Raw genomic sequence first — 23,884 nt, forward strand, 5'->3', positions numbered from 1 at the left:
CAGGTCAAGTACCGCCTCGCCGCGCGTCGTCATTGCAAATCGGCCGTCGCGTCAACTGCCATCCATCGCCACGACGTTCGACGAACCCCAGTGAGTGCAGTTCGTACAGCTTGGCGAGCGCCTCGTCGGCGCCCGTTCCGGCGGTGCGGGCCACCTCGCGTGCGTCGGCGGCGCCGCAGGCCGGCAGCGCGTCGAGAACCCGGGTGCAGCCGGCGTCCAGAAGGTCTCGTGGAAGCACCGGACCGCGCCGGGGCGGGGCGAGCTCCCCCATGTCACCCACCAGTTCGGCGACTTCCGCCGCATCGGTCACCAGCACTCCCTCTCCCCGCAGGAGTTCGTGGACGCCTGCCGACAGACCGCTGGTGGCAGGCCCCGGAACGCCCATGGCGAAGCGGCCGAGCCGCTGGGCGCAGCGCGCCGTGACCAGAGAACCGCTGCGGTATTCCGCCTCGACCACGACGGTTCCTCGCGTCAACGCGGCGATCACCCTGTTCCGGAGGATGAACCGGCTTCGGGTGGGGTGTTCGGCCGGCGGGAGTTCACCGATGACGAGCCCCTGTCCGGCCACGCGTCCGATCAGTTCGGCATGGCCGCGGGGGTACGCGACGTCCACCCCGCAGGCCAGCACCGCCGCCGTCGCCCCACCGGCGGCGAGGGCGCCCCGGTGAGCGGCCCCGTCCACCCCGAACGCCGCGCCCGAGACGACCACCCACCCCAGCTCCGCGAGTCCGGCGCCGAGTGTCGTCGCCATGTGGGCCCCGTACGGAGTGCAGGCGCGGGCGCCGACCACCGCGACCGAACGCAGCGCCCAGAGCCGCAGATCGGGCCTCCCCCGCACCCAGAGCCCGGTGGGCCGGGTGTCGCCCAGGTCGTCCAGCTGGCTCGGCCACTCGCGGTCGCCCGGACAGACGAAGCGCCCGCCGACCGCCGCCACCGCCGCCAGGTCCCGCCCGGGGTCGGCCGCCTCCGCCCGCAGCCGATAGCCGGCCAGACGCCTCGCCGTCATGCCGCTCAGCTGCTCGGCCGATCCGTCCCGGGCCGTGATCCGCCGCAGCAGTTCCCCGGCGCCGCACTCCCGCAGCCAGCGGCCGCCCCGTTCGTCCCCCGGCTCCAGGACCCGGGACAGCGCGACCCGCGCCAGCCGCTCCCCGTCACTCACCCCACCGGTGGCCCGCCCCTCCCGCTCCCCCTCGCCCACTCCACCGGAAGCCCGCGCCGGCCGCTCCCCCTCGCCCGTTCCCGGCACCCGCATGCGCATGGGCCCCTCGGCCGGCGGGCCGCACCCGGCGCCCGGCTCCCGGCCGCTCCCCCCGGCCGCCTGCCCCGTCATGCCGCCCCCGCCGTCATCGGGGCCCCTCGCGGAATCCCGGTCCGCAGTTCCAGCGCCACCGCGATGTCCGAGGCGTCCGGCCGGCCGGCGCCCCGCAGATCCGCGACGGTCCACGCCACCCGCAGGACCCGGTCCAGGCCGCGCGCGGTGAGCAGGCCCCGCTCCATGTCCCGCTCGGCCGCCACCAGCGCCCCCGGCGCCGCGACCAGCCGGGTCCTCAGTTCGTGTCCGGGCACCTCGCTGTTGGTGGTCCAGGGGGTACCGGCCAGCCGCTCCGCCGCCCGCACCCGCGCCTCCCGCACGCGGGCGGCGACCGTCGCGGTCGACTCGCCCCGGCCGCCCTGCCCCATCAGGTCCGCGCGCTTGACGGGGTCGACGGCCACCCGCAGATCCACCCGGTCGAGCAACGGCCCGGAAAGCCGGGCCTGGTAGCGCCTGACCGACGCGGGAGGGCATTCGCAGCCGGCCCCGCTCAGGGTGTGCCGCCCGCACGGGCACGGGTTGGCGGCCAGCACCATCAGGAAGCGGGCGGGCAGCCGCACCACCCCGGCACTGCGGGCCACCACCACGTGCCCCGACTCCAGCGGCTGACGCAGCGCGTCCAGCGCCCGTACGGAGAATTCCGGCGCCTCGTCCAGGAAGAGGATGCCGCGATGGGCCAGCGACACCGCGCCGGGCCTCGGCAGCCCGTTGCCCCCGCCGACCAGCGACTGCATGGTCGCCGAGTGGTGCGGTGCGCAGTACGGCGCCCGGGAGACCAGGGGTTCGCCCGGCGGCAGGATGCCCGCCACCGAGTGCACCGCGGTCACCTCAAGGGATTCCTGCCTGGTCAGGGGCGGCAGGATCGCGGGCAGCCGTTCGGCGAGCATGGTCTTGCCGGCGCCCGGCGGTCCGGACAGCAGGAGGTGGTGGCCGCCCGCCGCCGCGACTTCCAGGGCCTTGCGCGGCCGCTCCTGGCCCGCGACGTCCGCCAGGTCCGGCCGGTGTCCCTCGCCCTGCGCCGAGCCCCTGGCGATACCGGTGCCCATACCTGCACCGGGCACCATGAGACCGGCCAGCATGGTGTCGGGACGACCCTGGTCGTGGGGCTCCTGTTCCTCGGGCACCGGTTCGTCGCAGAGCACGGCGATCAGCTGCCGCAGGCTCCGCACCCCGAGCACCGAGACCCCAGGTACCAGCGCGGCCTCGCCCGCCGTCTGTTCGGGGACGACCACCTGCCGGTACCCGGCCTCCGCCGCGGCCAGAACGGCGGGCAGTACCCCGCGCACCGGCCGCACCCGGCCGTCGAGTCCCAGCTCCCCGATCATCACGACATCGGCGATCGAAGCGGGATCGATCCGCTCGGCCGCGCCGAGCACCGCACACGCCACAGCGAGATCGAAACCCGAACCGCCCTTGGGGACCGAGGCCGGGGAAAGACCCACCGTGAGCTTCTTCTGCGGCCACTCCGCGCCGGAATTGACCACGGCCGCCCTGACCCGGTCGCGGCTCTCCACCAGGCTCTTGTCCGGCAGCCCCACCAGAGTGAAGGCCGCCACTCCCGCCTCCAGGTCCGCCTGGACCTCCACCACCACGCCCTCGACGCCGACCAGGGCCACCGAGCAGGCCCGCGCGAACCCCATCAGGCCACCCCCCGCGCATGCTCGGCCAACGGCGCACCGCGCCTGGGCAGCACCACGCCGACCAGGTCGATCCGCACCCCGCCGGGCGGCGGTCCGCCGTGCCGGTCCAGCCAGAGTTCGGCCAGCCGGCGCAGGCGGTCCGCCTTGGCCGGTGTGACGGCGGCCATCGGGTGCTCGAAGTCACCCGCCCTGCGCGTCTTCACCTCACAGATGACAAGCGCGTCGCCGTCCAGCGCGACAATGTCGATCTCGCCGGTGCGACAGCGCCAGTTCCGCTCCAGTACGGACATGCCGGCATCGGTCAGCAGCCGCGCCGCCAGATCCTCGCCGTACCGCCCGAGTGCCCCCCGTGCGTTCATATCGGCACCACCTCCGGCACCGACTCTGACGCGTTCGCCCGCCGCTAGTGGATCTTGGTGGACAAGCCGGCGGATGTGGACAACTCAGCCACCCGGAAGTTCGAGATCGCTCTTGTTGAGCTCCTCGATGTTGACGTCCTTGAACGTCAGCACCCGGACCTGCTTGACGAACCGTGCGGGCCGGTACATGTCCCAGACCCAGGCATCCGCCATGGACACCTCGAAAAACACCTCACCCTGGACCGAGTGCACCTGCATCTCGTAGTCGTTGGTGAGGTAGAAGCGCCGTTCGGTCTCGATCACATATTTGAACAGACCGACGACATCGCGGTACTCCCGGTAGAGCTTCAGCTCCATCTCGGTCTCGTACTTCTCGAGGTCCTCGGCGCTCATTGACATGTTCCCCTTCAGCCGTGCGTTCCCCCATTGTGCGCCAGGCCCCGGCGCCCCGGACGCTCAGGCGATTTCGGGAGCAAGAACCAACGGCGTACGCGGGGGACCCTCGTCGAGCAGCGTGCGCAGCAGCCCGGCGAGTCTGGTCGGGTACACCGTCTCACGCGTCGCCGACAGTTCGGCGGAGGTCCACCACCTCAGACCCGCGACACTGCGCCGTTCCAGCCCGGTCTGCCCGCTGGTGTCCGTCAGGGTCTGCGTGGTGCGGGCGAGGAAGTACCACTCGTCCTGCTCCCAGCGCCGGCCGTCGAAGGGGAAGGAGCACAGCCGCTTCCAGAGGAGCGGGCCCAGCTCGACATCCCGGATCCCGGTCTCCTCGGCCAGTTCGCGCAGCGCGGCCCGCTCCCGGGTCTCGTCACCCTCCAGCCCTCCGCCGGGGGTGAACCACCAGGTGCTCGCCGGGTCCTCCGGTTCGAACCCGTGCATCAGCAGAATGCGGTCGTCCGGATCGAGGAGTACCAGGCGGGAGACCTTGCGCTTCTCAGTGGACACCGACAGCCGCCTTCCCCTGCTTCTTCCGCTTCGACCGGGCGGCGACCGGGCCGTACACGGCACCGGCCAGGATCAGTACCACGCCACCGGCCATGGCCCCGAGCTGAAGCTTGAGCGGCCCCGCCGACGACACCCCGCCCGGCAGCGCGGCGAAGGCCTGCGGCCGTCCGATCATGCTGCCCAGCGGCCAGGCGACGGCGTCCACCCGGGCCGTCACGGCGCTGCGGGGCACCGAGCCCTGTCCGCCGTCCTCCAGATGGACCCGGGAGTCCAGCGAGACCCGGCGGTCGTCGCCCAGGAGGAAGAGCCGGCCCTTGGGCACCTCGGCCGTGAAGTCGTTCCCCGAGGCGGGGTCCGCCGTCTGCAGATACGGTTCCTCAACGGGTATGCCGTTGACCGTGAGCCGGCCGTCCTTCTCGCAGCAGGCGACCTTGTCGCCACCGATCCCGACGACCCGCTTCACCATCGGCATATCGCCCCACGCCGGATCGGTGAACACCACCACATCGCCGCGGCGCACCTCGCTGCCGTCCACCCGTTGCGCGAGAACCCGGTCGCCCGCGTTCACCGTCGGGGTCATCGACTCGGTCGGCACCGTGTACGGCCGGTACTCCACGGCCGCCCAGGCGAACCCGCCGAGGAAGAGCACACAGCCGACGGCCACCGCCAGCCCCGACAGCATGCTGCCGAGCCGGCCGCGGCCGTCATCCGTACGTCCTGTACCACTCATCCCAGCGTCCCCCATCGGAGATCGACAATCGCTGATCCGAGTCGGCACCCTACCCGGCGGTACGCTCGCCGGTCAGCCTCCGCCTGCGCCGGATCACGATCGGCAGGGCACCGGCGATACCGAGCGCGCCGGGCGCCATCGCGGCCGCGGCGCTCATGCCCGGCTGGTCGAAGGTGTCCGGGACGGGCAGGGTCGCCCAGCGGTTGAGCGGCCAGGCCACCACCACGGCCCGGCCCACCACGTCGTCCACCGGAACGAAGCCCTTGTTCACGTCGCTGGTGTGATAGCGCGAGTCGGAGGAGTCCTGCCGGTGGTCGCCCATCACCCAGATCTTGCCGTCGGGCACCTTGAACGGCCCGAAGGGCATGTCGTCGCACGGCGTGCCACCGGGGAAGATGTACGGCTCGTCGAGCGCCTTCCCGTTGACCTCGACGGGACCGCCCTTCTTGCACGACACGGTGTCACCGCCGACCGCGATCGTCCGCTTGATCAGGTCCTTCTCCTGCGAGGACGGCATCAGCCCGATGAAGCTGAGGAACGTCTGCACCGCGTTCGGCTCAGGGGTCGGCTCCCCGTCCAGCCAGCCACTCGGGTCGTGGAAGACGACGACCTCGCCGCGCTCCGGCTCCGAGCCGAACCACGGGGTCAGCTTGTCGACCAGCACCCGGTCACCCCGCTGAAGGGTGTTCTGCATCGAATCCGAGGGAATGGAGAACGCCTGCACCAGAAACGTCTTGATCAGCAGCGCCAGAACCAACGCGATACCGATGAGGAGGGGCAGCTCCTTCCAGAGAGGACGGGGCTTCTTGACCGGCTTTCCTCGCCGGTCCGAGGTGGGCGCGCTCTCCGGCTCCTCCGGATGCCCTGGGCTTCCCACAGGGTCGAAGGCGGAGTCGGCGGGCTGCGAGAGCCTCTCCGTGGACTGTCCGTGTCCAGCTCGTGCTTCGCCTGCCACGTCGCTCACATTCATTCCTCACTCTGCGCCAACGACTGCCCACCGGGCCTGCCGATCACAAACCCGCCCCCTGTACAACGAGCGGGGGTTCCCCGGGGCTACTGCCCCCTCCCGGCCGGTGGAGGCGGAGGGGACGGCCGGCCCGCGACGGAGGGGACGGGGCACCCACCCGGGGCGACTCCGTACTCCTACCGCTGCCGCGCCGGCACGGCCCTGCTCCGCCTGCGCCAGAGCACGATGGGCACGGCACCCGCGATGCCGATCGCACCGGGCGCCATCGCGGCCGCAGCGTTCAGGCCAGGCTGGTCGAAGGTCTTCGGGATGGGCAGGGTCGCCCAGCGGTTGATCGGCCACGCGACCACGATGGCCCGGCCCACCACCTCCTTCGTGGAGACGGTGCCGCCACCCGGCAGCTCCTGGTGGTAGCGGGAGTCGAGGGAGTTCTGGCGGTGGTCTCCCATCACCCAGATACGGCCCTTGGGCACCTTGACCGGGCCGAACGGCTCGTCGTTGCAGGCGGAGTTCCCCTTGAAGATGAAGGACTTGTCGTCCAGCGCCTTGCCGTTGACCGTGACCGGGCCGTTCGTCTTGCACTCCACCGTGTCACCACCGATCGCGATGACCCGCTTGATCAGGTCCTTCTCCTCGGCCGACGGCATCAGCCCGATGAAGCTCAGGAACTTCTGCACCGCGTTCGGGTTGGCTGCCGGGGTGTTCTCCAGCCAGCCGCCCGGGTCGTGGAAGACGACGACCTCGCCGCGCTCCGGCTCCGAGCCGAACCACGGGGTCAGCTTGTCGACCAGCACCCGGTCACCCCGCTGAAGGGTGTTCTGCATCGAATCCGAGGGAATGGAGAACGCCTGCACCAGAAACGTCTTGATCAGCAGCGCCAGAACCAACGCGATACCGATGAGGAGGGGCAGCTCCTTCCAGAAGGAGCGGGGCTTCTTGCGGGCGGTACTGCCGCCGCTCGGGGAGTCGCCGTCACTCTCCGGCCGGTCCGCCGTCGTCCCGTCCGACTCGGTGTTCTCCGGAGTGTCCGGCCGGTCCTCGGGTCCGTCGTGTCCGGATCGTGCGCCCACCGCCAAATCCCCCACATCTGCTCCTTATTCCGTGCCACCGCCTGCGCCCTAGCCGGTGCAGGCCAACCACTCCCATAACGAGCGGGAGTTCCGCAGGGGTCGGGAGCCGGATCATTCCGTTGGGATCCTCGGACACACTATTCGACGGTCCGGGGGCAGCCGCCGTCCCGGCGCGCGCGTCCGGTACCGAGGAGAACACCGAACGCTGCTCCAGCTTCCCCCAGTGCCCGAAGGGCCAGGCGATCACCACGGCCCGTCCCACTACGGCATCCTCGGAAACCGTCCCGTCGGCCGTCTTGTCCAGATGGAAGCGTGAATCGGCGGAATTGGAGCGATGGTCACCCATCACGAAGATTCGTCCGGCTGGAACCTTTACCTCGAATTTGATCGTGGAGGGGGGATTGCCGGGAAAGAGATAGGGCTCGTCGACCGCCTGGCCGTTGACCATGAGCCGGCCACCCTTGTCGCAGCACTTCACCGTGTCGCCACCGACGGCGACCACCCGCTTGATCAGGTCCTGCTCGTCATCGGACGGCAACAGGCCGATAAAGGTCAGCGCCTGCTTCACCTGTTTGATGACGACCGGAGGCTCCTCGGCCGTCACCGGATTCGGCGGCGGCCAGTCGGAGGGGTTCTTGAACACGACCACGTCGCCACGCTGCGGCCGGGACCCGAACCACGGAGTCAGTTTGTCCACGAGGACCCGGTCGCCGATCCGGATGGTCTGCTCCATGGATCCGGACGGGATCACGAAGGCCTGCACCAGGAACGTCTTGAGGACCAGCGCGATCACCAGCGCGACGGTGATGAGGAGGGGTATCTCCTTCACGGCCGATCTGCGCCGCTTCCGCTTCACCTTGCGTGCCAGTCTGCGCCGCTCCGCCCGGGTGGGCAGTGAGCGGGCGGCCCTCGGCCCGCCGCCGGTGGGCGCCGGTACCCCGGGATCGGCGGCGTCAGGTGCCCGCCCGCGGTTACCCATGCGTCGCGCCCGGGGCGGGTACCCCGCCGAAGGCCACTGTCCCCGGAAGGGAGCCCAGCCGCCCCAGCGGCCAGCCGATCCAGTCGACCCTGCCGATCACCCTGTCGACGGGCACCATGCCGCCCCCCGGTTCGCCCAGGTGGTCACGGGAGTCCCGGGAGCGGCTGCGGTGATCGCCCATCATCCAGAGCGTGCCGTCCGGCACGACGATGTCGAACGGGGCGCGGGACGGCGCGTCACCCGCGTACAGGTAGTCCTCGTCCAACGGCCGGCCGTTCACCTCGACCCTCCCCCGCTTGTCGCAGCAGACCACCCGGTCGCCCCCCACACCCACCACCCGCTTCACGAAATCGGTCTCGGCGGGCTCCACGAGCCCCAGGGAAGCCGCCGCGCCGTGCAGCAGTCCGGTGACGGGGTTCTGCCGTGGCACCTCCTGCACGAAGGAGCCGGTGCCGTCGAAGACCACCACGTCCCCGCGCCCCGGTTCGGAGCCGAAACGGTACGCCAGCTTGTTGACCAGCACCCGGTCCCCGACCCGCAGCGTGGACTCCATCGAGCTGCTGGGGATCAGGAAGGGCTGCACCACGAAGGCGCTGAAGAGCAGTACGAAGACCGAGCAGACGGCACCGAGCGCGAGGGTGCGCCGCCATGACATCGAGGCGGCGAAACGGTGCGGGATACGCGAAAAGCGCGACCTCTCCCCCGGCCCCGAAGGGGCTGCGGAGGAGCGGTCGCGCTCCGTGGTTCTTGCTTCCGTGTCCATCGGGGCCAGAGCTTATCCGGCCGTGCTGTGGACCTGGGAGCCAGCTCAGCGGTCGCGCTTCTCCTTGATCTTCGCGGCCTTGCCGCGCAGCTCACGGAGGAAGTACAGCTTGGCGCGACGGACGTCACCGCGGGTGACGAGCTCGATCTTCTCGAAGATCGGGCTGTGCACCGGGAAGGTGCGCTCGACGCCGACGCTGAAGGAGACCTTGCGGACCGTGAAGGTCTCGCCGACGCCCGCGCCCTGGCGGCGGATGACGATGCCCTTGAACTGCTGGATACGGGAACGGTTGCCCTCGATCACGCGCACGTGAACGTTGACGGTGTCACCGGGGCGGAACGCCGGGACGTCGGTGCGCAGCGAGGCGGCATTGACGCCATCGAGCAGGGAAGCCATGTTGTCTGCTTTCTTCGCCCATGCCACAGGTCATCGGCGGGAGAGTGATGAGTTCGGAGTGCTGATCGCGTCGGGCGGGCGTCGGGACCTTCCCCACATGTGCGGGGATCACAACGGCCGCTTTCCCCCTGTGGCAGGGGCGCACGTCGGACGTACAGCAGCGGCCTATTGTTCCACGGCGTCGGGCCTGCGCCAAAATCGGCCGCCGGGCTCGGGTGACCAGCCCAGGATCGAGAGCATCTCCCGGTCCTTCTTGTCGAAGCCCGCCGCCTCGCAACGCTCGATCAGATCGGGCCTGTTGAGCGCGGTGCGGCGGAAGGCCTCGTCCCGGCGCCAGCGCGCGATCCGGCCGTGGTGGCCGCTGAGCAGCACGTCCGGGATCCCCCGGCCGCGCCACTCGGGCGGCTTGGTGTAGACGGGCCCCTCCAGCAGATCGGCCATCGCGCCGGGGGCGAAGGAGTCGTCCCGGTGCGATTCGGCGTTGCCGAGCACGCCGGGCAGCAGCCGGGCCACCGCCTCCGTGATCACCAGCACCGCGGCTTCCCCGCCTGCCAGCACGTAGTCGCCGATGGACACCTCGACGACCGGCATCCGGGTGGCGTACTCCTCGGTCACCCGCCGGTCGATGCCCTCGTAACGGGCCGGGGCGAAGATCAGCCAGGGCCGCTCGGAGAGCTCGACGGCGAGTTCCTGGGTGAACGGCCGGCCGCTCGGTGTGGGCACCACGAGCACCGGTGAGTGGGCACCGCTCCCGTAGCCGTCGGCCAGGGTCTCGTCCAGGGCGTCGCCCCACGGCTCGGTCTTCATGACCATGCCGGGACCGCCGCCGTAGGGGGTGTCGTCGACCGTGTTGTGGCGGTCGTACGTCCACTCCCGCAGATCGTGCACGTGCACGTCGAGGCGTCCGCGGGCGCGGGCCTTGCCGACGAGCGAGACGTTCAGCGGTTCGAGGTACTCGGGGAAGATCGTGACGACGTCGAGGCGCATCAGTCGTCTTCCCCGGGGCGGGCAGGACCGGGCTCAACAGGGCCGGTCCCATCGGCACCGGACCCGGCGGGCTGCGCACCGGCGGCCTCGGACTCCTCATCGCGCGTGGAGACCACGACGGCCTCGCTCTCGTCGATCAGGCCCGGCGGCGGAGTGATCACCGCGCGCTGCTCCTCCAGGTCGATCTCGGAGACGATCTCCTCGACGAACGGGATCATCACCTCGGTGCCGTCGGGACGCTCCACGATGAAGAGGTCCTGCGACGGCAGGTGCGTGATCTCGGTGATCCGGCCGATCTCGGTGCCGTCGGCGAGAACCACGTCCAGGTCCATCAGCTGATGGTCGTAGAACTCCTCGGGGTCCTCCGGGAGCTCCTCCGGGTCGACGTCGGCGATCAGCAGCGTATTGCGCAGCGCCTCGGCGCCCGTGCGGTCCCGTACGCCCTCGAAACGCAGCAGCAGCCGGCCGCTGTGCACCCGGCCGGTCTCGATCGTCAGCGGTCCTGTCGAGGCCGGCTCGGTGGCCAGTACCGCACCGGGTCCGAGCCGGATCTCCGGCTCGTCCGTGCGTACCTCGACGGTGACCTCGCCCTTGATGCCGTGGGCGCGACCGATCCGCGCGACTACCAACTGCACCTTGTGTCTCTCCTGTCGTACGACGACGGGCCGGGGCGGGCGCTTGGCCCTCCCCGGCCCGTGCCGGTGTTCAACTCTGTCAGCGAACCTGATCCACATCGACGAGGTCGACGCGGATACCACGGCCGCCGATGGCGCCGACGACGGTACGCAACGCGCGTGCGGTGCGGCCGTTGCGGCCGATCACCTTACCGAGGTCATCGGGGTGGACCCGGACCTCGAGCACACGGCCGCGACGCAGGTCGCGCGAGGCCACCTGCACGTCCTCGGGGTTGTCGACGATGCCTTTCACGAGGTGCTCGAGAGCCTCCTCGAGCATGCTCAGGCCTCGGTCGACTCGGCGGGCGCGGCTGCGTCAGCAGCCTCGTCCGCCTTCTTGTCGGCCTTCTTCGCCTTCTGCGTGATGGCCTCGCCCTTGGACTCCTCGGCGGTGTCCTTGGTCAGGGCCTCGAACAGGGCGCGCTTGTCAGCCTTGGGCTCCGGCTGCAGAAGCGGCGCGGGGGCCGGGAGACCCTTGTGGGCCTGCCAGTCACCGGTGAGCTTCAGGATCGCGAGAACCGGCTCGGTCGGCTGGGCGCCGACGGACAGCCAGTACTGCGCGCGCTCTGCGTTGACCTCGATGCGCGAAGGGTTCTGCACCGGGTGGTACAGGCCGATCTCCTCGATGGCCCGGCCATCACGGCGGGTACGGGAGTCGGCGACGACGATGCGGTAGTGAGGCGAACGGATCTTGCCCAGACGCTTCAGCTTGATCTTGACTGCCACGGAAGTGGTGTCTCCTGGTCTATGACGTGGTTGGGCACAACGAAGATGCCACGTGGGGTTGCGGTACTCGAGTGCCCGATGGACGCGTCAGCCGGAGGAGAGAGGGGTCCTGTGCGACTGTCGAGTACAGCTAGCCATTGTGCCACACCACATCGGCTCACCCCACCGCGACCACTGCCTCCGGGATCCGGAACGGCTTTCCGCAGCCGCCGCAGACGATCGGGGCCTGTGCGAGGACCGAGGGGACGACGCGCACGTTGCGACCGCAGTCGCAGACGGCCTTGACCCGCACGCCCCCTCCGGAGGAGCCGTGCCGGGCGGCCGGGCCGCGGAAGGAGCGCTTGGTGTCGGCGGCGGTGGCCACGGTGTGCGCCTTGAGGGCGCGCTGCAGCCGTTCGGTCGTCGGCCGGTACCGGCGCTTGGCCTCGGGGTTGAGCGTGACCAGCGAGAAGCCACTGCTGGGGTGGGGCTCCTCGGCATGGTCGAGGCCCAGCTCCTCGGCGATCGCGAGGAATCGACGGTTGTGGTATCGGCCGGCGCGCGAGGTGTCACGGACACCTCGGGCGGCGGCAATGCCATGGACTGCCTCATGGAGCAGCCGTTCGAAGGAGAGCTCGGCGCCACAGGCGGACGAGGACTCTCCGATCAGGGACTCGGGCGCGGCAAGATCGGGCAGCTCGGGGTGGTACCGCTGAATGTCGGCCCACGCCTGTGCCAGCTCTGCGGCAAGTACAGGTGGTGTCGTGCTCACGTCGTGACAACGAGCGCGAGTGCCCCGGTGTTCCGATTCCGGGCCATCCCAAATAATTTGCACGTACCAGTCAGTTGCCCTTGATGCGTCCTGACGAGGGCGGGTGCGCTGATCTGCGGAGAAGTCTCACAGCTCACACCAAGGTGGTACGTAGCGACGTGTACGCCCGAGCGCGTGGACCGCGCGTACGCCCCCTGGAACCCGCACCGCCCCGGGCGCCCGGAAGATCAACGGGCGCGGACGCCGGGAACCGACAGTACCGGGACTCCGCCCGCCCCGTCCGCCCCTTCCCCCGGACGCCCCGGGCGCCGTCCCCGAGCCCTCGACATGCCCGGTCCCGCGTGTCGGGTGAGACTGGACCGGCGAACGGCACCAAAGGCAACGACGGCCCGTAGACCCCTGGACGCGGCGGCGGATGCTCAGTTCCCTGGCATACGGGGAAAGCGCGGCCGCAGGCACGGGGAAACCGTCCACTCGGACATGACCGACCGGCATCACCGGCATCTCGGCGGATTGGGGCGCATCCATGACACCAACGCTCGTCCGGCACCATGCGTACACGGAGTCGTCCGCCTCGGTGGACACCGGATCCCGCGCCCGTGACTGGGCCGAGATCCAGGAGCGGATGCTCGCGCCGCTGTACGAGGCGGTCTACCGGCGGCTGGAAGTGGGGGCCGCCACCCGGATGCTCTCGCTCGGCTGCGGCTCCGGGCTCGCGCTGCTGATCGCGGCCGGCCGCGGAGCACGCGTCACCGGCGTCGACGCCGACACCGAACGGCTCGCGCTCGCCCGGACCCGGCTGCTGCCGGACCCCGGGGGCGACGCCGGGGCCCCGGCCGCCGGGCCGCGGCTCCTGGACGGCGTTCCGGCCGCGGCGACCGGCCACGAGCCGTACGACCTGATCACCGCGTTCACACCGATCGGCTGCACGGCCGACGACGCGGAGGAGCTGGTGGGCGCGCTCGGTTCGGCGGTACCGCTGGCGGACCGGGGAAGCACGGTCGTGCTGACCGGCTGGGGCCCGCCCGAGCGGTGCGCCACGGCGGCGGTACTGCGGGTGGCGGCCCGGCTCGCGGAGGGGACGCGTTCCCCCGGGGCGGGCGGCTGGCTGGGCGCGCAGCGCGACGATCTGGAGGACGTGGCGTTCCGGGCCGGGCTGAAGCCCGACGGCTCCGGGCGGGTGGCGTGCCCGTTCGGCTACGCGGACATGGACAGCGCGGTCCGGGGCCTGCTGTCGACACGGCTCTTCGACGCGGCGGTACGGGCGACGGACCGGTCCCAGGTGGAGAAAGAGGTGGCCCAGGCCCTGCACCCGCACCGGCACCGGGACGGCACCGTCTGGATGCCCAACGTGTTCCGCTACCTCGTCTGCACGACGTAGGCGGTCGGGCCCCGGCCGCCGGGCCCCGTCACGGCTTGGCCAGCCGGGTGATCCCCGCGGCCCGGTACGCGGCCACCTCGTCCAGCGTCTCGTTCTCCAGCAGAGCGCCGGCCAGCGAGTCCAGCCGGTCCCGGTTGTTGCCCAGCAGCCGGCACGCCTCCTCGTAGCACTCGTCGACGATGCGCCGCATCTCACCGTCCACCGCGTCCAGCGTCGCGGGCGCGGCCGAGAGGCCGTACGCCTGCTGGGCATCGGCCGGGATCGCCGTCAGCCGGCCGACCTTGTGGCTCATGCCCCAGCGGCCCACCATGCCGCGGGCCAGGCCGGTGACCTGCTCCAGATCGCTCTCCGCGCCCGTGGTGACGACGCCGAACACCACCTGCTCGGCCGCCATCCCGCCGAGCGCGCCGATGATCCGGCCGCGCAGATACTCCTCGGTGTACGCGTACTTGTCGGCGTCCGGCGTCGAGAGCGTGACCCCGAGCGCCCGGCCGCGCGGCACGATGGTGACCTTGCGGACCGGGTCGGCGCCGGGATGGAGCATCCCCAGCAGCGCGTGTCCGCTCTCGTGGTACGCGGTCCTGCGGCGTTCCTCGTCCGACATGACGAGCGAGCGTTCCGCACCGAGCTGGACCTTCTCCAGGGCGTCCGAGAGATCCGCCCCGTTGACCTCCGACTGCCCCCGCTTGACGGCGAGCAGCGCGGCCTCGTTGGCGAGGTTGGCCAGATCGGCGCCGGTCATCCCGGGCGTCGTACGGGCCACCTGGCCCAGGTCCACGTCGTCGGCCATCGGGATCTGCCGGGTGTGGATCTCCAGGATCGCCTCCCGGCCGTTCTTGTCCGGCGGGCTGACCTGGACGATCCGGTCGAAGCGGCCGGGCCGGGTGAGCGCCGGGTCGAGGACGTCGGCGCGGTTGGTGGCGGCGAGCACGACCACGCCCTCCGAACCCGAGAAGCCGTCCATCTCGGTGAGGATCTGGTTGAGCGTCTGCTCGCGCTCGTCGTGCCCACCCATGCCCGAACCGCCGCCGCGGACCCGTCCGATGGTGTCGATCTCGTCGATGAAGACGATGGCGGGGGCGACCTTGCGCGCCTCGGCGAAGAGCTCCCGGACCCGGCCGGCGCCGACGCCGACGATCATCTCGATGAACTCGGAAGCCGAGGCCGAGAAGAACGGCACCCCCGCCTCCCCCGCGACGGCCCGTGCCAGCAGCGTCTTGCCGGTGCCGGGAGGACCGGCCAGCAGGACGCCCCCGGGCATCCTGGCGCCCATCTTCCGGTAGGCGTCCGGGTTCTTCAGGAAGTCCACGACGTCGTTGAGCTCGCCCTCGACCTCGTCGATGCCGGCCACGTCCTCGAAGGTGGTGCGCCGGCTGCCCTCCAGCTCGACCGGCTTGGGCGGGGCCTTGCGGCCGAAGCCGCCCATCCCGCCGCCCATGCCGCCACGCGACATCCGCCGGGCGATGAACACCCAGAGCAGGACGAGCAGCATCATCGGTGCCAGCGAGATCAGCAGGTTGGCCAGGAAGCTGCGCTCCTTGACGACCGGTTCGGCCGTGACCGTGACGTCGTCCTTGACCAGCTCGCCCCAGAGGTTGTCGTCGGCGAAGGCGGGCCGCTGGGTGACGAACTTGGTGTACTTGTCGTCCTTGCCCGGGACCTTCGCCTCCTTCTTGAGCTGCCCCTCGATGGCATCGCCCTTGGAGTAGATCTTGGACACGTTGCCCGCGGTGACCTGCTTGCTGAACTCCGTGTACGCGATCGTCCGCTCCTCCTCGCCGTTGAAGAAGGAGAGCAGCAGGTTGGCGATCAGGTAGACGGCCAGCGCGGTCAGCAGCAGTCCGCCCCAGCCCCCCGGCATCTTCCGGCGGGGCGGCGGGGGCGGTGGTGCGCCCTCGGAGCGCCAGGGCTGGTCGGTGCGGTCGCGGGGAGGTACCGGACTGGTCACGCGCGCTCCTCTACCGACAGCCGTTGAGCCGACATTAAGGGAGAAACGAGGACGAAGCCCTCGGAGCGGCACCCCGCTGGGCCCATGGAGGGAACCCGGCTCCCCCGCACACGCCCGAGGGGGCGCCCGCCGTGAAGCGGGCGCCCCCTCGGGGACGTGACACGGGCTTGCTCAGCCCATGAACTTCTTGAACTCGTCCGGCAGCTCGAAGTTCTTGTCCTCCTGGCCGGCCGGCAGACCGAGCGCGCCGCCCTGCGCCGCCTGCTCGCGACGGGCGGCCTCGGCCTGCTCCTCGGCCTTGCGCTTCATCGGGTTACCGCTCTTGCGCTTGCCCTTGGCCTGCTTGACCTGCTTCTTCTGCCGGCCGGGGCCGCCGCCCATGCCCGGCATCCCGGGCATCCCCGGCATGCCGCCGCCCTGCGCCATCTTCGACATCATCTTGCGGGCCTCGAAGAACCGCTCGACCAGGTTCTTCACGGCGCTGACCTCGACGCCGGAGCCCTTGGCGATACGGGCGCGGCGCGAGCCGTTGATGAGCGTCGGCTCGGCGCGCTCCTTCGGGGTCATCGACTTGATGATCGCGGCGGTACGGTCCACGTCGCGCTCGTCGATGTTGTTGATCTGGTCCTTGATCTGCCCCATGCCGGGCAGCATCCCGAGCAGCTTGGAGATGGAGCCCATCTTGCGGACCTGCTCCATCTGGGCGAGGAAGTCGTCGAGCGTGAAGTCCTTGCCCTTGCTGGACGCCAGCTTGGAGGCCATTTTGGCGGCCTCTTCCTGGCTGAAGGTCTTCTCCGCCTGCTCGATCAGGGTGAGCAGGTCACCCATGTCGAGAATGCGCGAGGCCATCCGGTCCGGGTGGAAGGCGTCGAAGTCCTCGAGCTTCTCGCCGTTCGACGCGAAGATGATCTGCTTGCCCGTGACGTGGGCGATCGACAGGGCCGCACCACCGCGGGCGTCGCCGTCGAGCTTGGAGAGCACCACACCGTCGAAGCCGACGCCGTCGCGGAAGGCCTCGGCGGTGTTGACCGCGTCCTGGCCGATCATCGCGTCGACGACGAAGAGGATCTCGTCGGGGCTGACGGCGTCGCGGATGTCCGCGGCCTGCTGCATCAGCTCCTGGTCGATACCGAGGCGGCCGGCGGTGTCCACGACGACCACGTCGTACTGCTTGGACCTGGCGTACTCGATCGAGTCCTTGGCGACCTGGACCGGGTCACCGACGCCATTGCCCGGCTCGGGAGCGTACACCGCGACACCGGCGCGGTCGGCGACGACGCTCAGCTGGTTGACGGCGTTGGGGCGCTGGAGGTCACAGGCCACGAGCAGCGGGGAGTGGCCCTGGCCCTTGAGCCAGAGGCCGAGCTTTCCGGCGAGGGTCGTCTTACCCGCACCCTGGAGACCCGCGAGCATGATCACGGTGGGCGCGGTCTTGGCGAAGCGCAGGCGCCGGGTCTCGCCACCGAGGATGGAGACGAGCTCCTCGTTGACGATCTTGATCATCTGCTGGGCGGGGTTCAGCGCCTGGGAGACCTCGACGCCGCGCGCCCGCTCCTTGACGTTGGCGATGAATGACCGGACGACGGGCAGGGCGACATCGGCCTCGAGCAGGGCGATACGGATCTCGCGAGCCGTGGCGTCGATGTCCGCCTCGGACAAGCGGCCCTTGCCCCTGAGGTTCTTGAAAGTCGCGGCAAGGCGGTCGGAGAGAGTATCGAACACGGCGCTCGTCGGTCCTCAGGGTCGGGGGCGGGGTCGGGTCAGTCGTTCCCCAGAGTATCCGGACGCCGGGGAACGCAAAGCCCTCGCCCGGTTCTCATGACGCACGGGGGCGGATTCACGTGGTGACGGGGCTCAGCCGAGCGCGTTCTCGACCTCCTGGGCCAGTTCCGCGGCGCGGGCGGCGGGCAGCGGCCGGCCGTCGGGATCCGTGACGTAGAAGGCGTCGACCGCGTTGGCCCCCAGCGTCGACACGTGCGCGCTGCGGACCCGTACCGCGCTCTGTTCCAACGCCCGGCCGATCCGGTGCAGCAGCCCCGGGGCGTCCTGGGCGCGCACCTCGATCACCGTGGCCAGCCGCGAGCCGGCCGGCGCGACGGTCACCCTCGGCGGCGGGGCCTTCACCCCGCGGCGGCGCGGGTAGGCCGCCTCGCGCTCGGCCAGCCGGGACCGGATGTCCAGGGATCCGTCCAGGGCGCGTACGAGATCGGCGCGCAGCCGGGTGGCCTGGGGCAGCGCCCCGTACTCGGCGGCGACCCGCCAGCTGAGCAGCAGTACGTCGGCCAAGTCGCCCAGTTCGGTGGGGAGCTCGACGGCCCGCAGGTCCGCGGCGCGGACGGTGAGGCGGTGCAGGGCGAGGACCCCGGCGGCGGCGGGCAGGACTCCGGGCCGGTCCGGGAGCGCGATGAGGAGTTCGACGCCGACGGGTTCGGGAGCGCCGTCCTCGTGCGGGGTCTCGGTCTGGGCGTGCAGGGCGAGGACCGGCTCACCGGTGCGCAGAGCCTCGATGGCGAGGCGTTCGTGTTCGACGCCGGGGGCGGCGGGCTCCGGTTCCTCGGGTTCCTCGCCGGCGAGGACGGCCGCGACGCGTCTGACCAGGTCGGTGACGAGGGAGGCGCGCCAGGTGGACCAGGCGGCGGGCCCGGTCGCGAGCGCGTCGGCCTCGGTGAGCGCGTGCAGGAGCTCCAGCGTGGAGGCGGTGCCGACGGCGGTGGCGACGGAGCGGACGGTCGCCGGGTCGTCGAGGTCGCGGCGGGTGGCGGTCTCGATGAGCAGCAGATGGTGGCGGACGAGGGTGGCGATGACGCCCACGTCGTGGGGGTCGAAGCCGATCCGGGCGGCCATGTCCCGGGCGATGACCTCACCGGCGACGGAGTGGTCGCCGGGCCAGCCCTTGCCGATGTCGTGCAGCAGCGCGGCGACGAGCAGCAGGTCGGGGCGGCCGACACGGCGGGTGAGGGAGGAGGCGCGGACCGCGGCTTCGACGAGGTGGCGGTCGACGGTCCAGGTGTGGACGGGGTTGCGCTGGGGCCGGCAGTGGACCCGTTCCCAGTCGGGCAGGAGGCGGGTGATCAGCCCCTCCGCTTCGAGGGCCTCCCAGACGGGGACGGTCGCCTCGCCCGCGCCGAGCAGGGTGACGAGCTCCTCCCGGGCCTCGGCGGGCCACGGCACCGGCAGCGGCGCGGCGGCGGTGGCGAGGTGGCGTACGACGTGGCGGGAGAGCGGCAGTTCGGACTGGGCGGCCGCGGCGGCAGCGCGCAGGACGAGCACCGGGTCGCGTTCGGGGCGGGCGGTGCGGGCGAGGACGACCTCGCCGTCGGCCTCGACGACGCCGTCGGCGAGCGGGCTGCGGTCGACGGCCGCGGCCCTGCCGCCGCCCAGCATGGCGCGCAGCCGGGGGCGGACCGAGCGGGCGCGCAGCACCCGGTTGACCTCGCGCCAGGTGACGTCGGTGGCGTACGAGACGGTGCGGGCGGCCTCATACACCTGGCGCAGCAGCACATCGGCGTCGAGGAGGCCGAGGGCGGCGGCGACCCGGTCCTGTTCCTGGAGGGCGAGGCGGTCGGTGGCGCGGCCGGTCGTGAGGTGCAGGGCGTCTCGGGCGTCCAGCAGGACGCGGCGGGCCTCGGCGAGGCCCTCGCGGGGTGCGTCGGCGACCCAGGAGGCGGCGACGGCGCGCAGGGCGGTGGCGTCGCGCAGTCCGCCGCGGGCCTCCTTGAGGTCGGGTTCCAGGAGGAACTGGAGCTCGCCCTGGCGTTCGGCCCGCTCGCGGCAGAGCTCGTCGAGCGCGGGCAGCCGCTTGGGGGCCTGGTTGCGCCAGTCGGCGAGGACCGCGGTGCGCAGCGAGGCGACGAGGCCGAGGTCCCCGGCGACGGGCCGGGCGTCGAGGAGGCCGAGCTGGACCTTCAGGTCCTCGCCCGCCGTCCTGCGGGCTTCGGCGGGGGTGCGCACGGAGTGGTCGAGGGCGAGGCCGAGGTCCCAGACCGGGTACCAGATGCGGTCGGCGAGGGCAGCGACGGCTGCGGCGTCGGCGCTGCCGTCGTGCAGGAGCAGCAGGTCGAGGTCGCTGCGCGGGGAGAGTTCGCCGCGGCCGTAGCCGCCGACGGCCACGAGGGCGGCGCCGCGGACGCCGGCGTGTCCGGCCGCGGCGGCGAAGAGGGCGGTCAGCCAGCCGTCGGTGAGCGAGGCGAGGGCCGCACGGCGCGGCGGCCCGGACCGCGCCTTCTCCTGGAGGAGGCTCAGCCGGGCCGCCGCATAGCCGCTGGGTCCCGATTCCCCGGATTCGGTGGTCGCTTCGGTGCTCGTCACCCAGTTGCCTTTCCGTGTGCGGAACCGCCGGTCAGAGTGCGTCCGGGCCGCGTTCGCCGGTACGGACCCGGACCGCGGTCTCGACCGGGACGCTCCAGACCTTGCCGTCACCGATCTTGCCGGTCCGGGCGGCCTTGACGACGACGTCGATGAGCTGTTCGGCGTCCTCGTCCTCGACGAGGACCTCGATGCGGATCTTCGGGACGAGGTCGACGGTGTACTCGGCGCCCCGGTAGACCTCGGTGTGGCCGCGCTGACGCCCGTAGCCGCTGGCTTCCGTGACGGTGAGGCCCTGGACGCCGAAGGCCTGGAGGGCCTCCTTGATCTCGTCAAGCCGGTGGGGCTTCACGACTGCGGTGATGAGCTTCATGCGTCCACCTTCTTGTTCGTCGGGGCCGCCGTGGTGCCGGGGGCGGGAGGCGTGGGGCGCGAGGACAGACCGCCGCCGGCGCCGCTGAAGTCGTACGCGGTCTCGGCGTGCTCGACCTGGTCGATGCCGGAGACCTCGTCGTCCTCCTCGACCCGCATCCCGATCGTCCGGTCGAGGATGAGGGCGAGGACCGCGGAGACGACCAGAGAGTACGCGAGGACGGCGAAGACGCCGACGGCCTGCTTGCCGAGCTGTTCGAGTCCGCCGCCGTAGAAGAGGCCCTTGGCGTCGGACTGGACTCCGCCGGTGGCGAAGAGGCCGACGAGCAGGGAGCCGACGATGCCGCCGACGAGGTGGACGCCGACGACGTCCAGGGAGTCGTCGTAGCCGAACTTGTACTTGAGCCCGACGGCCATGGCGCACAGGACACCGGCGACGGCACCGACCGCGATGGCGCCGAGCGGGCTGACGGCGCCGCCGGACGGGGTGATGGCGACGAGGCCCGCGACAGCGCCGGAGGCGGCGCCGAGGGTGGTGAAGGAGCCGTGGCGGAGCTTCTCGTAGCCGAGCCAGGCGAGCATCGCGGCGGCGGTGGCGACCTGGGTGTTGACGAACATGACCGCGCCGACGCCGTCGTCGTTGCCGAGCCACGAGCCGGCGTTGAACCCGAACCAGCCGAACCAGAGCAGTCCGGCGCCGAGCATGACGAGCGGCAGGCTGTGCGGCCGCATCGGGTCCTTCTTGAAGCCGACCCGCTTGCCGATGACGAGGATCACGCCGAGGGCCGCGGCACCGGCGTTGATGTGAACGGCGGTACCGCCGGCGAAGTCGATGACACCGAGCTCGTACAGCCAGCCGCCCGCGCCCCAGACCCAGTGCGCGACCGGGAAGTAGACGACGGTGACCCAGAGGGTGATGAAGAGCGCCCAGGAGGTGAACTTGACCCGGTCCGCGAGGGCACCGCTTATCAGGGCCGGGGTGAGGACCGCGAACATCAGCTGGAAGACGGCGAAGACGTACACCGGGATGGTGTAGCCGTCCCAGAGCTGGGTGACGCCGATCCCGCTGAGGCCGGCGAAGTCGGAGCTCCAGCCGATGAAGGACCCGATGTCGGTGCCGAAGGCGAGGCTGAATCCGTACAGCACCCACAGGATCGTGACGATCCCGAGGCTGATGAAGCTCATCATCAGCATGTTGAGGGTGCTCTTGACGCGGACCATGCCTCCGTAGAAGAAGGCCAGGGCCGGAGTCATGACCATCACGAGGGCCGAGCAGATGAGCATGAATCCGGTATTGGCGGCAGACAGCGTCGGGGCGTCTGCTGCGAACGTCGTGATGCCTGGGGGCATCGGCGTCTCCTCGTCGTCGGTGCGGCCGCGTGCGGGCGGTGGGGGCACAACCACGTGCGGGACCACTGGGGAAAAGGTGCCGGTCGGTCCTTATGCGCCATGAGATTCGCCCAGCGCCGTTTCCGCCGATGCCGCACGGTGTTTCGCCCCAGTGACGAAGGGGAGCGACGTGTTACGTCCCCATGAACCGCCCGTGCCGCATCCGCGCTCGGGCCTACTCTGCGGCCGTGGCCGCATACGGTGCGGTTACGACGCTCCGGTACGGGAACGACCACACGAACCGGCCACGGCGACCACCCACTGACCTGGCAATCGGGGGAGCCGAAGTCGGTCTGTGCGGGGTGGTCGTCGTGGCCGGGGCAGAGGTGCCGTCAGACCGCTTCGGCGGTCTCGGGCAGTTGTTCGGTGAGGAGATCGGTGAGCCGGGCGACCTCGGGAATGTCCCCGAAGTCCCTGGCCGCGGTGTCGACCGTCTTGCGCAGCCGGGTGTTGACGCGCTCGGAGCGGACCTTCTTGGCGACGCGCAGCGCCTTCTCGGCCAGCACGGTGGACTCCTCGGGCTCGCGCTTGAGGAGATGGACCGTGGCGAGACCGATCAGGTTGAGGGCGTACGACCGCTGGTGCTCGTCGTCCTCGCCGAACAGCTGTACCGCCTTGCGCATGACGGGTTCGGCGAGCGAGGCGTACGTGGGGCTGCGGCCTGCCACATAGGCCAGGTCGCGGTAGGAGTGGGAGTTCTCGCCGTTCAGCTCGGCGTCGGAGAAGAACCGGATCCAGTCGGGTTCGGGCTCGCCGTCGATGCCCGCGTCGAGGAAGGTGTCCTCGGCCATCCGGACGGCTCGTTTGCACTTGCTGGGCTGGCCCATGTTGGCGTAGGCGCGGGCCTCCATCGCATACAGCATGGCCTGGGTCCGCGCGGTGGCGCAGTCGCGGCTGCCGTACTGCGCGAGGTGGATCAGTTCGAGGGCGTCGTCGGGCCGGCCGAGGTGGATCATCTGGCGGCTCATGCTGGAGAGCACGTACGAGCCGAGCGGCTTGTCGCCGGCCTCCTTGGAGGCGTGCAGGGCGAGGACGAAGTACTTCTGGGCGGTGGGCTGGAGGCCCACGTCGTAGCTCATCCAGCCCGCGAGCTCGGCCAGTTCGGCGGCGCAGCGGAACAGGCGTTTGGCGGTGGCGGCCGGCTGCGGCTCCTGGAGCAGGTCGGTGACCTCGTGGAGCTGGCCGACGACGGCCTTGCGGCGCAGTCCGCCGCCGCACTGCGCGTCCCACTGGCGGAACATCGCGGTGGTGGATTCCAGCAGGTCGAGCTCGGGGCCGGAGAGCCGGGAGGGGCGGCGGGCGGCGGCCGGGTCCGGCTCCGGGGCCGCAGCGGCGGCGACGGGCACCAGCCAGCGCTGCATGGGTTCGATGAGGGCGGGGCCGGCGGCGAGGGCGAGGGAGCTGCCGAGGAAGCCCCGGCGGGCGAGCATCAGGTCGCTGCGGGAGAACTCGCTGAGCAGGGCGACGGTCTGCGGTCCGGCCCAGGGCAGATCGACGCCGGCCACCGACGGGGCCTGATGCGCGGCGCGTAACCCCAGGTCCTCGACGGCGACGACGGTACCGAAGCGTTCCGAGAACAGCTCGGACAGGATGCGCGGGATCGGTTCGCGCGGCTGCTCGCCGTCGAGCCAGCGCCGCACCCGGGAGGTGTCGGTGCTGATGTGGTGGGCGCCCATCTGGCGTGCCCTGCGGTTCACCTGGCGGGCCAGCTCGCCCTTCGACCAGCCGCTGCGCACGAACCATGATCCCAATTGCCCGTTCGGACGCTTACCGGCATTCGAATCGCCTGCGCCGCTGCCACTCACTGGAACGCCCCCATCCCGCCGAATACTGTCCGCCGCGAACCACTCAGAATGCCGTGAACCGATGCTGTCCGTACGGAGGTTGCACACCATCGAACAGAAAATCGAGTTGCCTCCGGCATACCCATGGGAGCACATACTTCCATGGTTCGCGTACCGACGGTAATCCTACGATCACTGTCTCAACGAGGGTGATTGCGGAAACGCCACCATTCGCCACCCCTTCGGATGAACGTCACTACGGCAGGGCGCGATTCACTTGACAGAGAACGATCAGCGGTGGGCACAAAGGCGCATTCAGGGGCGTGCGGACCGATTCGGACACTCCCGGTGCACGCCCCACGTCCAGCCGGATCGGCAGGAACAACAGGAACAGCAGGGAACGGCG

General features: G+C 71.0%; 23 protein-coding genes. 1 reads left to right on the plus strand and 22 read right to left on the minus strand.

The genetic code is table 11. From position 1 onward, the window contains the following. Positions 1 to 4 precede the first annotated feature (4 nt). The 16 genes from dprA to AB0I52_RS08750 all read right to left on the minus strand — a co-directional run bounded on the left by dprA (position 5) and on the right by AB0I52_RS08750 (position 12,299). Positions 5 to 1,159, minus strand: coding sequence for a DNA-processing protein DprA (gene dprA, locus AB0I52_RS08675; protein WP_363070470.1), 1,155 nt, complete (start codon positions 1,157 to 1,159; stop codon positions 5 to 7). A gap of 167 nt (positions 1,160 to 1,326) precedes the next feature. Then, positions 1,327 to 2,952, minus strand: a complete 1,626-nt coding sequence (locus AB0I52_RS08680; protein ID WP_363070294.1) for a YifB family Mg chelatase-like AAA ATPase — start codon at positions 2,950 to 2,952, stop codon at positions 1,327 to 1,329. Beyond that, the gene (locus AB0I52_RS08685; RefSeq protein ID WP_362967553.1) at positions 2,952 to 3,311 is read right to left on the minus strand and encodes a YraN family protein; all 360 of its coding nucleotides are present in this window, start codon (positions 3,309 to 3,311) and stop codon (positions 2,952 to 2,954) included. The genes AB0I52_RS08680 and AB0I52_RS08685 overlap by 1 nt, the downstream gene beginning before the upstream one ends. 84 nt (positions 3,312 to 3,395) lie before the next feature. After that, positions 3,396 to 3,704 (minus strand): DUF2469 domain-containing protein, encoded by a 309-nt coding sequence (locus AB0I52_RS08690; RefSeq protein ID WP_003965949.1) that lies wholly within the window; start codon positions 3,702 to 3,704, stop codon positions 3,396 to 3,398. A gap of 63 nt (positions 3,705 to 3,767) precedes the next feature. Next, positions 3,768 to 4,256 carry an NUDIX hydrolase gene (locus tag AB0I52_RS08695; RefSeq protein ID WP_363070296.1) on the minus strand — a complete coding sequence of 163 codons (489 nt, stop codon included), beginning with the start codon at positions 4,254 to 4,256 and terminating at the stop codon, positions 3,768 to 3,770. Continuing rightward, entirely contained in the window at positions 4,246 to 4,986 is a 741-nt protein-coding gene (gene lepB / locus AB0I52_RS08700; RefSeq protein ID WP_363070298.1) for a signal peptidase I, read from the minus strand. The genes AB0I52_RS08695 and lepB (AB0I52_RS08700) overlap by 11 nt, the downstream gene beginning before the upstream one ends. 49 nt (positions 4,987 to 5,035) lie before the next feature. After that, entirely contained in the window at positions 5,036 to 5,941 is a 906-nt protein-coding gene (gene lepB / locus AB0I52_RS08705; protein WP_363070472.1) for a signal peptidase I, read from the minus strand. A 188-nt stretch (positions 5,942 to 6,129) separates the two neighbouring features. After that, the gene (gene lepB / locus AB0I52_RS08710; RefSeq protein WP_363070474.1) at positions 6,130 to 7,029 is read right to left on the minus strand and encodes a signal peptidase I; all 900 of its coding nucleotides are present in this window, start codon (positions 7,027 to 7,029) and stop codon (positions 6,130 to 6,132) included. Next, a complete protein-coding gene (gene lepB, locus AB0I52_RS08715; protein WP_363070300.1) occupies positions 6,926 to 8,002 on the minus strand; it encodes a signal peptidase I in 1,077 nt (358 codons plus the stop codon). Before lepB (AB0I52_RS08715) ends, lepB (AB0I52_RS08710) begins: the two co-directional genes overlap by 104 nt. Next, positions 7,995 to 8,765 (minus strand): signal peptidase I, encoded by a 771-nt coding sequence (lepB, locus tag AB0I52_RS08720; protein ID WP_363070302.1) that lies wholly within the window; start codon positions 8,763 to 8,765, stop codon positions 7,995 to 7,997. The genes lepB (AB0I52_RS08715) and lepB (AB0I52_RS08720) overlap by 8 nt, the downstream gene beginning before the upstream one ends. A 45-nt stretch (positions 8,766 to 8,810) precedes the next feature. Then, the gene (rplS, locus tag AB0I52_RS08725) at positions 8,811 to 9,161 is read right to left on the minus strand and encodes a 50S ribosomal protein L19 (protein ID WP_362963515.1); all 351 of its coding nucleotides are present in this window, start codon (positions 9,159 to 9,161) and stop codon (positions 8,811 to 8,813) included. Between the two features lie 165 nt (positions 9,162 to 9,326). After that, a complete protein-coding gene (gene trmD, locus AB0I52_RS08730) occupies positions 9,327 to 10,148 on the minus strand; it encodes a tRNA (guanosine(37)-N1)-methyltransferase TrmD (RefSeq protein ID WP_363070304.1) in 822 nt (273 codons plus the stop codon). After that, entirely contained in the window at positions 10,148 to 10,783 is a 636-nt protein-coding gene (rimM, locus tag AB0I52_RS08735) for a ribosome maturation factor RimM (protein ID WP_363070306.1), read from the minus strand. Before rimM ends, trmD begins: the two co-directional genes overlap by 1 nt. A 79-nt stretch (positions 10,784 to 10,862) precedes the next feature. Continuing rightward, a complete protein-coding gene (locus AB0I52_RS08740; RefSeq protein WP_145765829.1) occupies positions 10,863 to 11,102 on the minus strand; it encodes an RNA-binding protein in 240 nt (79 codons plus the stop codon). 2 nt (positions 11,103 to 11,104) lie between these two features. Then, complete coding sequence (gene rpsP, locus AB0I52_RS08745) at positions 11,105 to 11,548, minus strand: 30S ribosomal protein S16 (RefSeq protein ID WP_073739096.1); 444 nt, start codon at positions 11,546 to 11,548, stop codon at positions 11,105 to 11,107. 157 nt (positions 11,549 to 11,705) lie between these two features. Beyond that, positions 11,706 to 12,299 carry a hypothetical protein gene (locus AB0I52_RS08750; RefSeq protein ID WP_148021155.1) on the minus strand — a complete coding sequence of 198 codons (594 nt, stop codon included), beginning with the start codon at positions 12,297 to 12,299 and terminating at the stop codon, positions 11,706 to 11,708. Positions 12,300 to 12,825: 526 nt separating this feature from the next. On the opposite strand from AB0I52_RS08750, the gene AB0I52_RS08755 reads away from it, so the two are divergent. After that, complete coding sequence (locus AB0I52_RS08755; RefSeq protein ID WP_363070309.1) at positions 12,826 to 13,680, plus strand: methyltransferase domain-containing protein; 855 nt, start codon at positions 12,826 to 12,828, stop codon at positions 13,678 to 13,680. A 28-nt stretch (positions 13,681 to 13,708) separates the two neighbouring features. Here AB0I52_RS08755 and ftsH read toward each other — a convergent pair whose 3' ends face one another. From ftsH to AB0I52_RS08785, 6 genes are all read right to left on the minus strand, one after another. Next, positions 13,709 to 15,628 (minus strand): ATP-dependent zinc metalloprotease FtsH, encoded by a 1,920-nt coding sequence (ftsH, locus tag AB0I52_RS08760; RefSeq protein WP_363070311.1) that lies wholly within the window; start codon positions 15,626 to 15,628, stop codon positions 13,709 to 13,711. 171 nt (positions 15,629 to 15,799) lie between these two features. Then, positions 15,800 to 17,350, minus strand: a complete 1,551-nt coding sequence (ffh, locus tag AB0I52_RS08765) for a signal recognition particle protein (protein ID WP_363070313.1) — start codon at positions 17,348 to 17,350, stop codon at positions 15,800 to 15,802. Positions 17,351 to 17,482: 132 nt separating this feature from the next. Beyond that, positions 17,483 to 19,936 carry a [protein-PII] uridylyltransferase gene (locus tag AB0I52_RS08770; RefSeq protein WP_363070315.1) on the minus strand — a complete coding sequence of 818 codons (2,454 nt, stop codon included), beginning with the start codon at positions 19,934 to 19,936 and terminating at the stop codon, positions 17,483 to 17,485. Positions 19,937 to 19,967: 31 nt separating this feature from the next. Then, positions 19,968 to 20,306 carry a P-II family nitrogen regulator gene (locus AB0I52_RS08775; RefSeq protein ID WP_069170469.1) on the minus strand — a complete coding sequence of 113 codons (339 nt, stop codon included), beginning with the start codon at positions 20,304 to 20,306 and terminating at the stop codon, positions 19,968 to 19,970. Beyond that, positions 20,303 to 21,655, minus strand: coding sequence for an ammonium transporter (locus AB0I52_RS08780; protein ID WP_363070317.1), 1,353 nt, complete (start codon positions 21,653 to 21,655; stop codon positions 20,303 to 20,305). Before AB0I52_RS08780 ends, AB0I52_RS08775 begins: the two co-directional genes overlap by 4 nt. Before the next feature lie 371 nt (positions 21,656 to 22,026). Next, a complete protein-coding gene (locus tag AB0I52_RS08785) occupies positions 22,027 to 23,499 on the minus strand; it encodes a hypothetical protein (protein ID WP_363070319.1) in 1,473 nt (490 codons plus the stop codon). Positions 23,500 to 23,884: the final 385 nt, after the last annotated feature.

Origin of the sequence: Streptomyces sp. NPDC050423, assembly GCF_040655445.1 — a bacterium.
Taxonomy (GTDB): domain Bacteria; phylum Actinomycetota; class Actinomycetes; order Streptomycetales; family Streptomycetaceae; genus Streptomyces.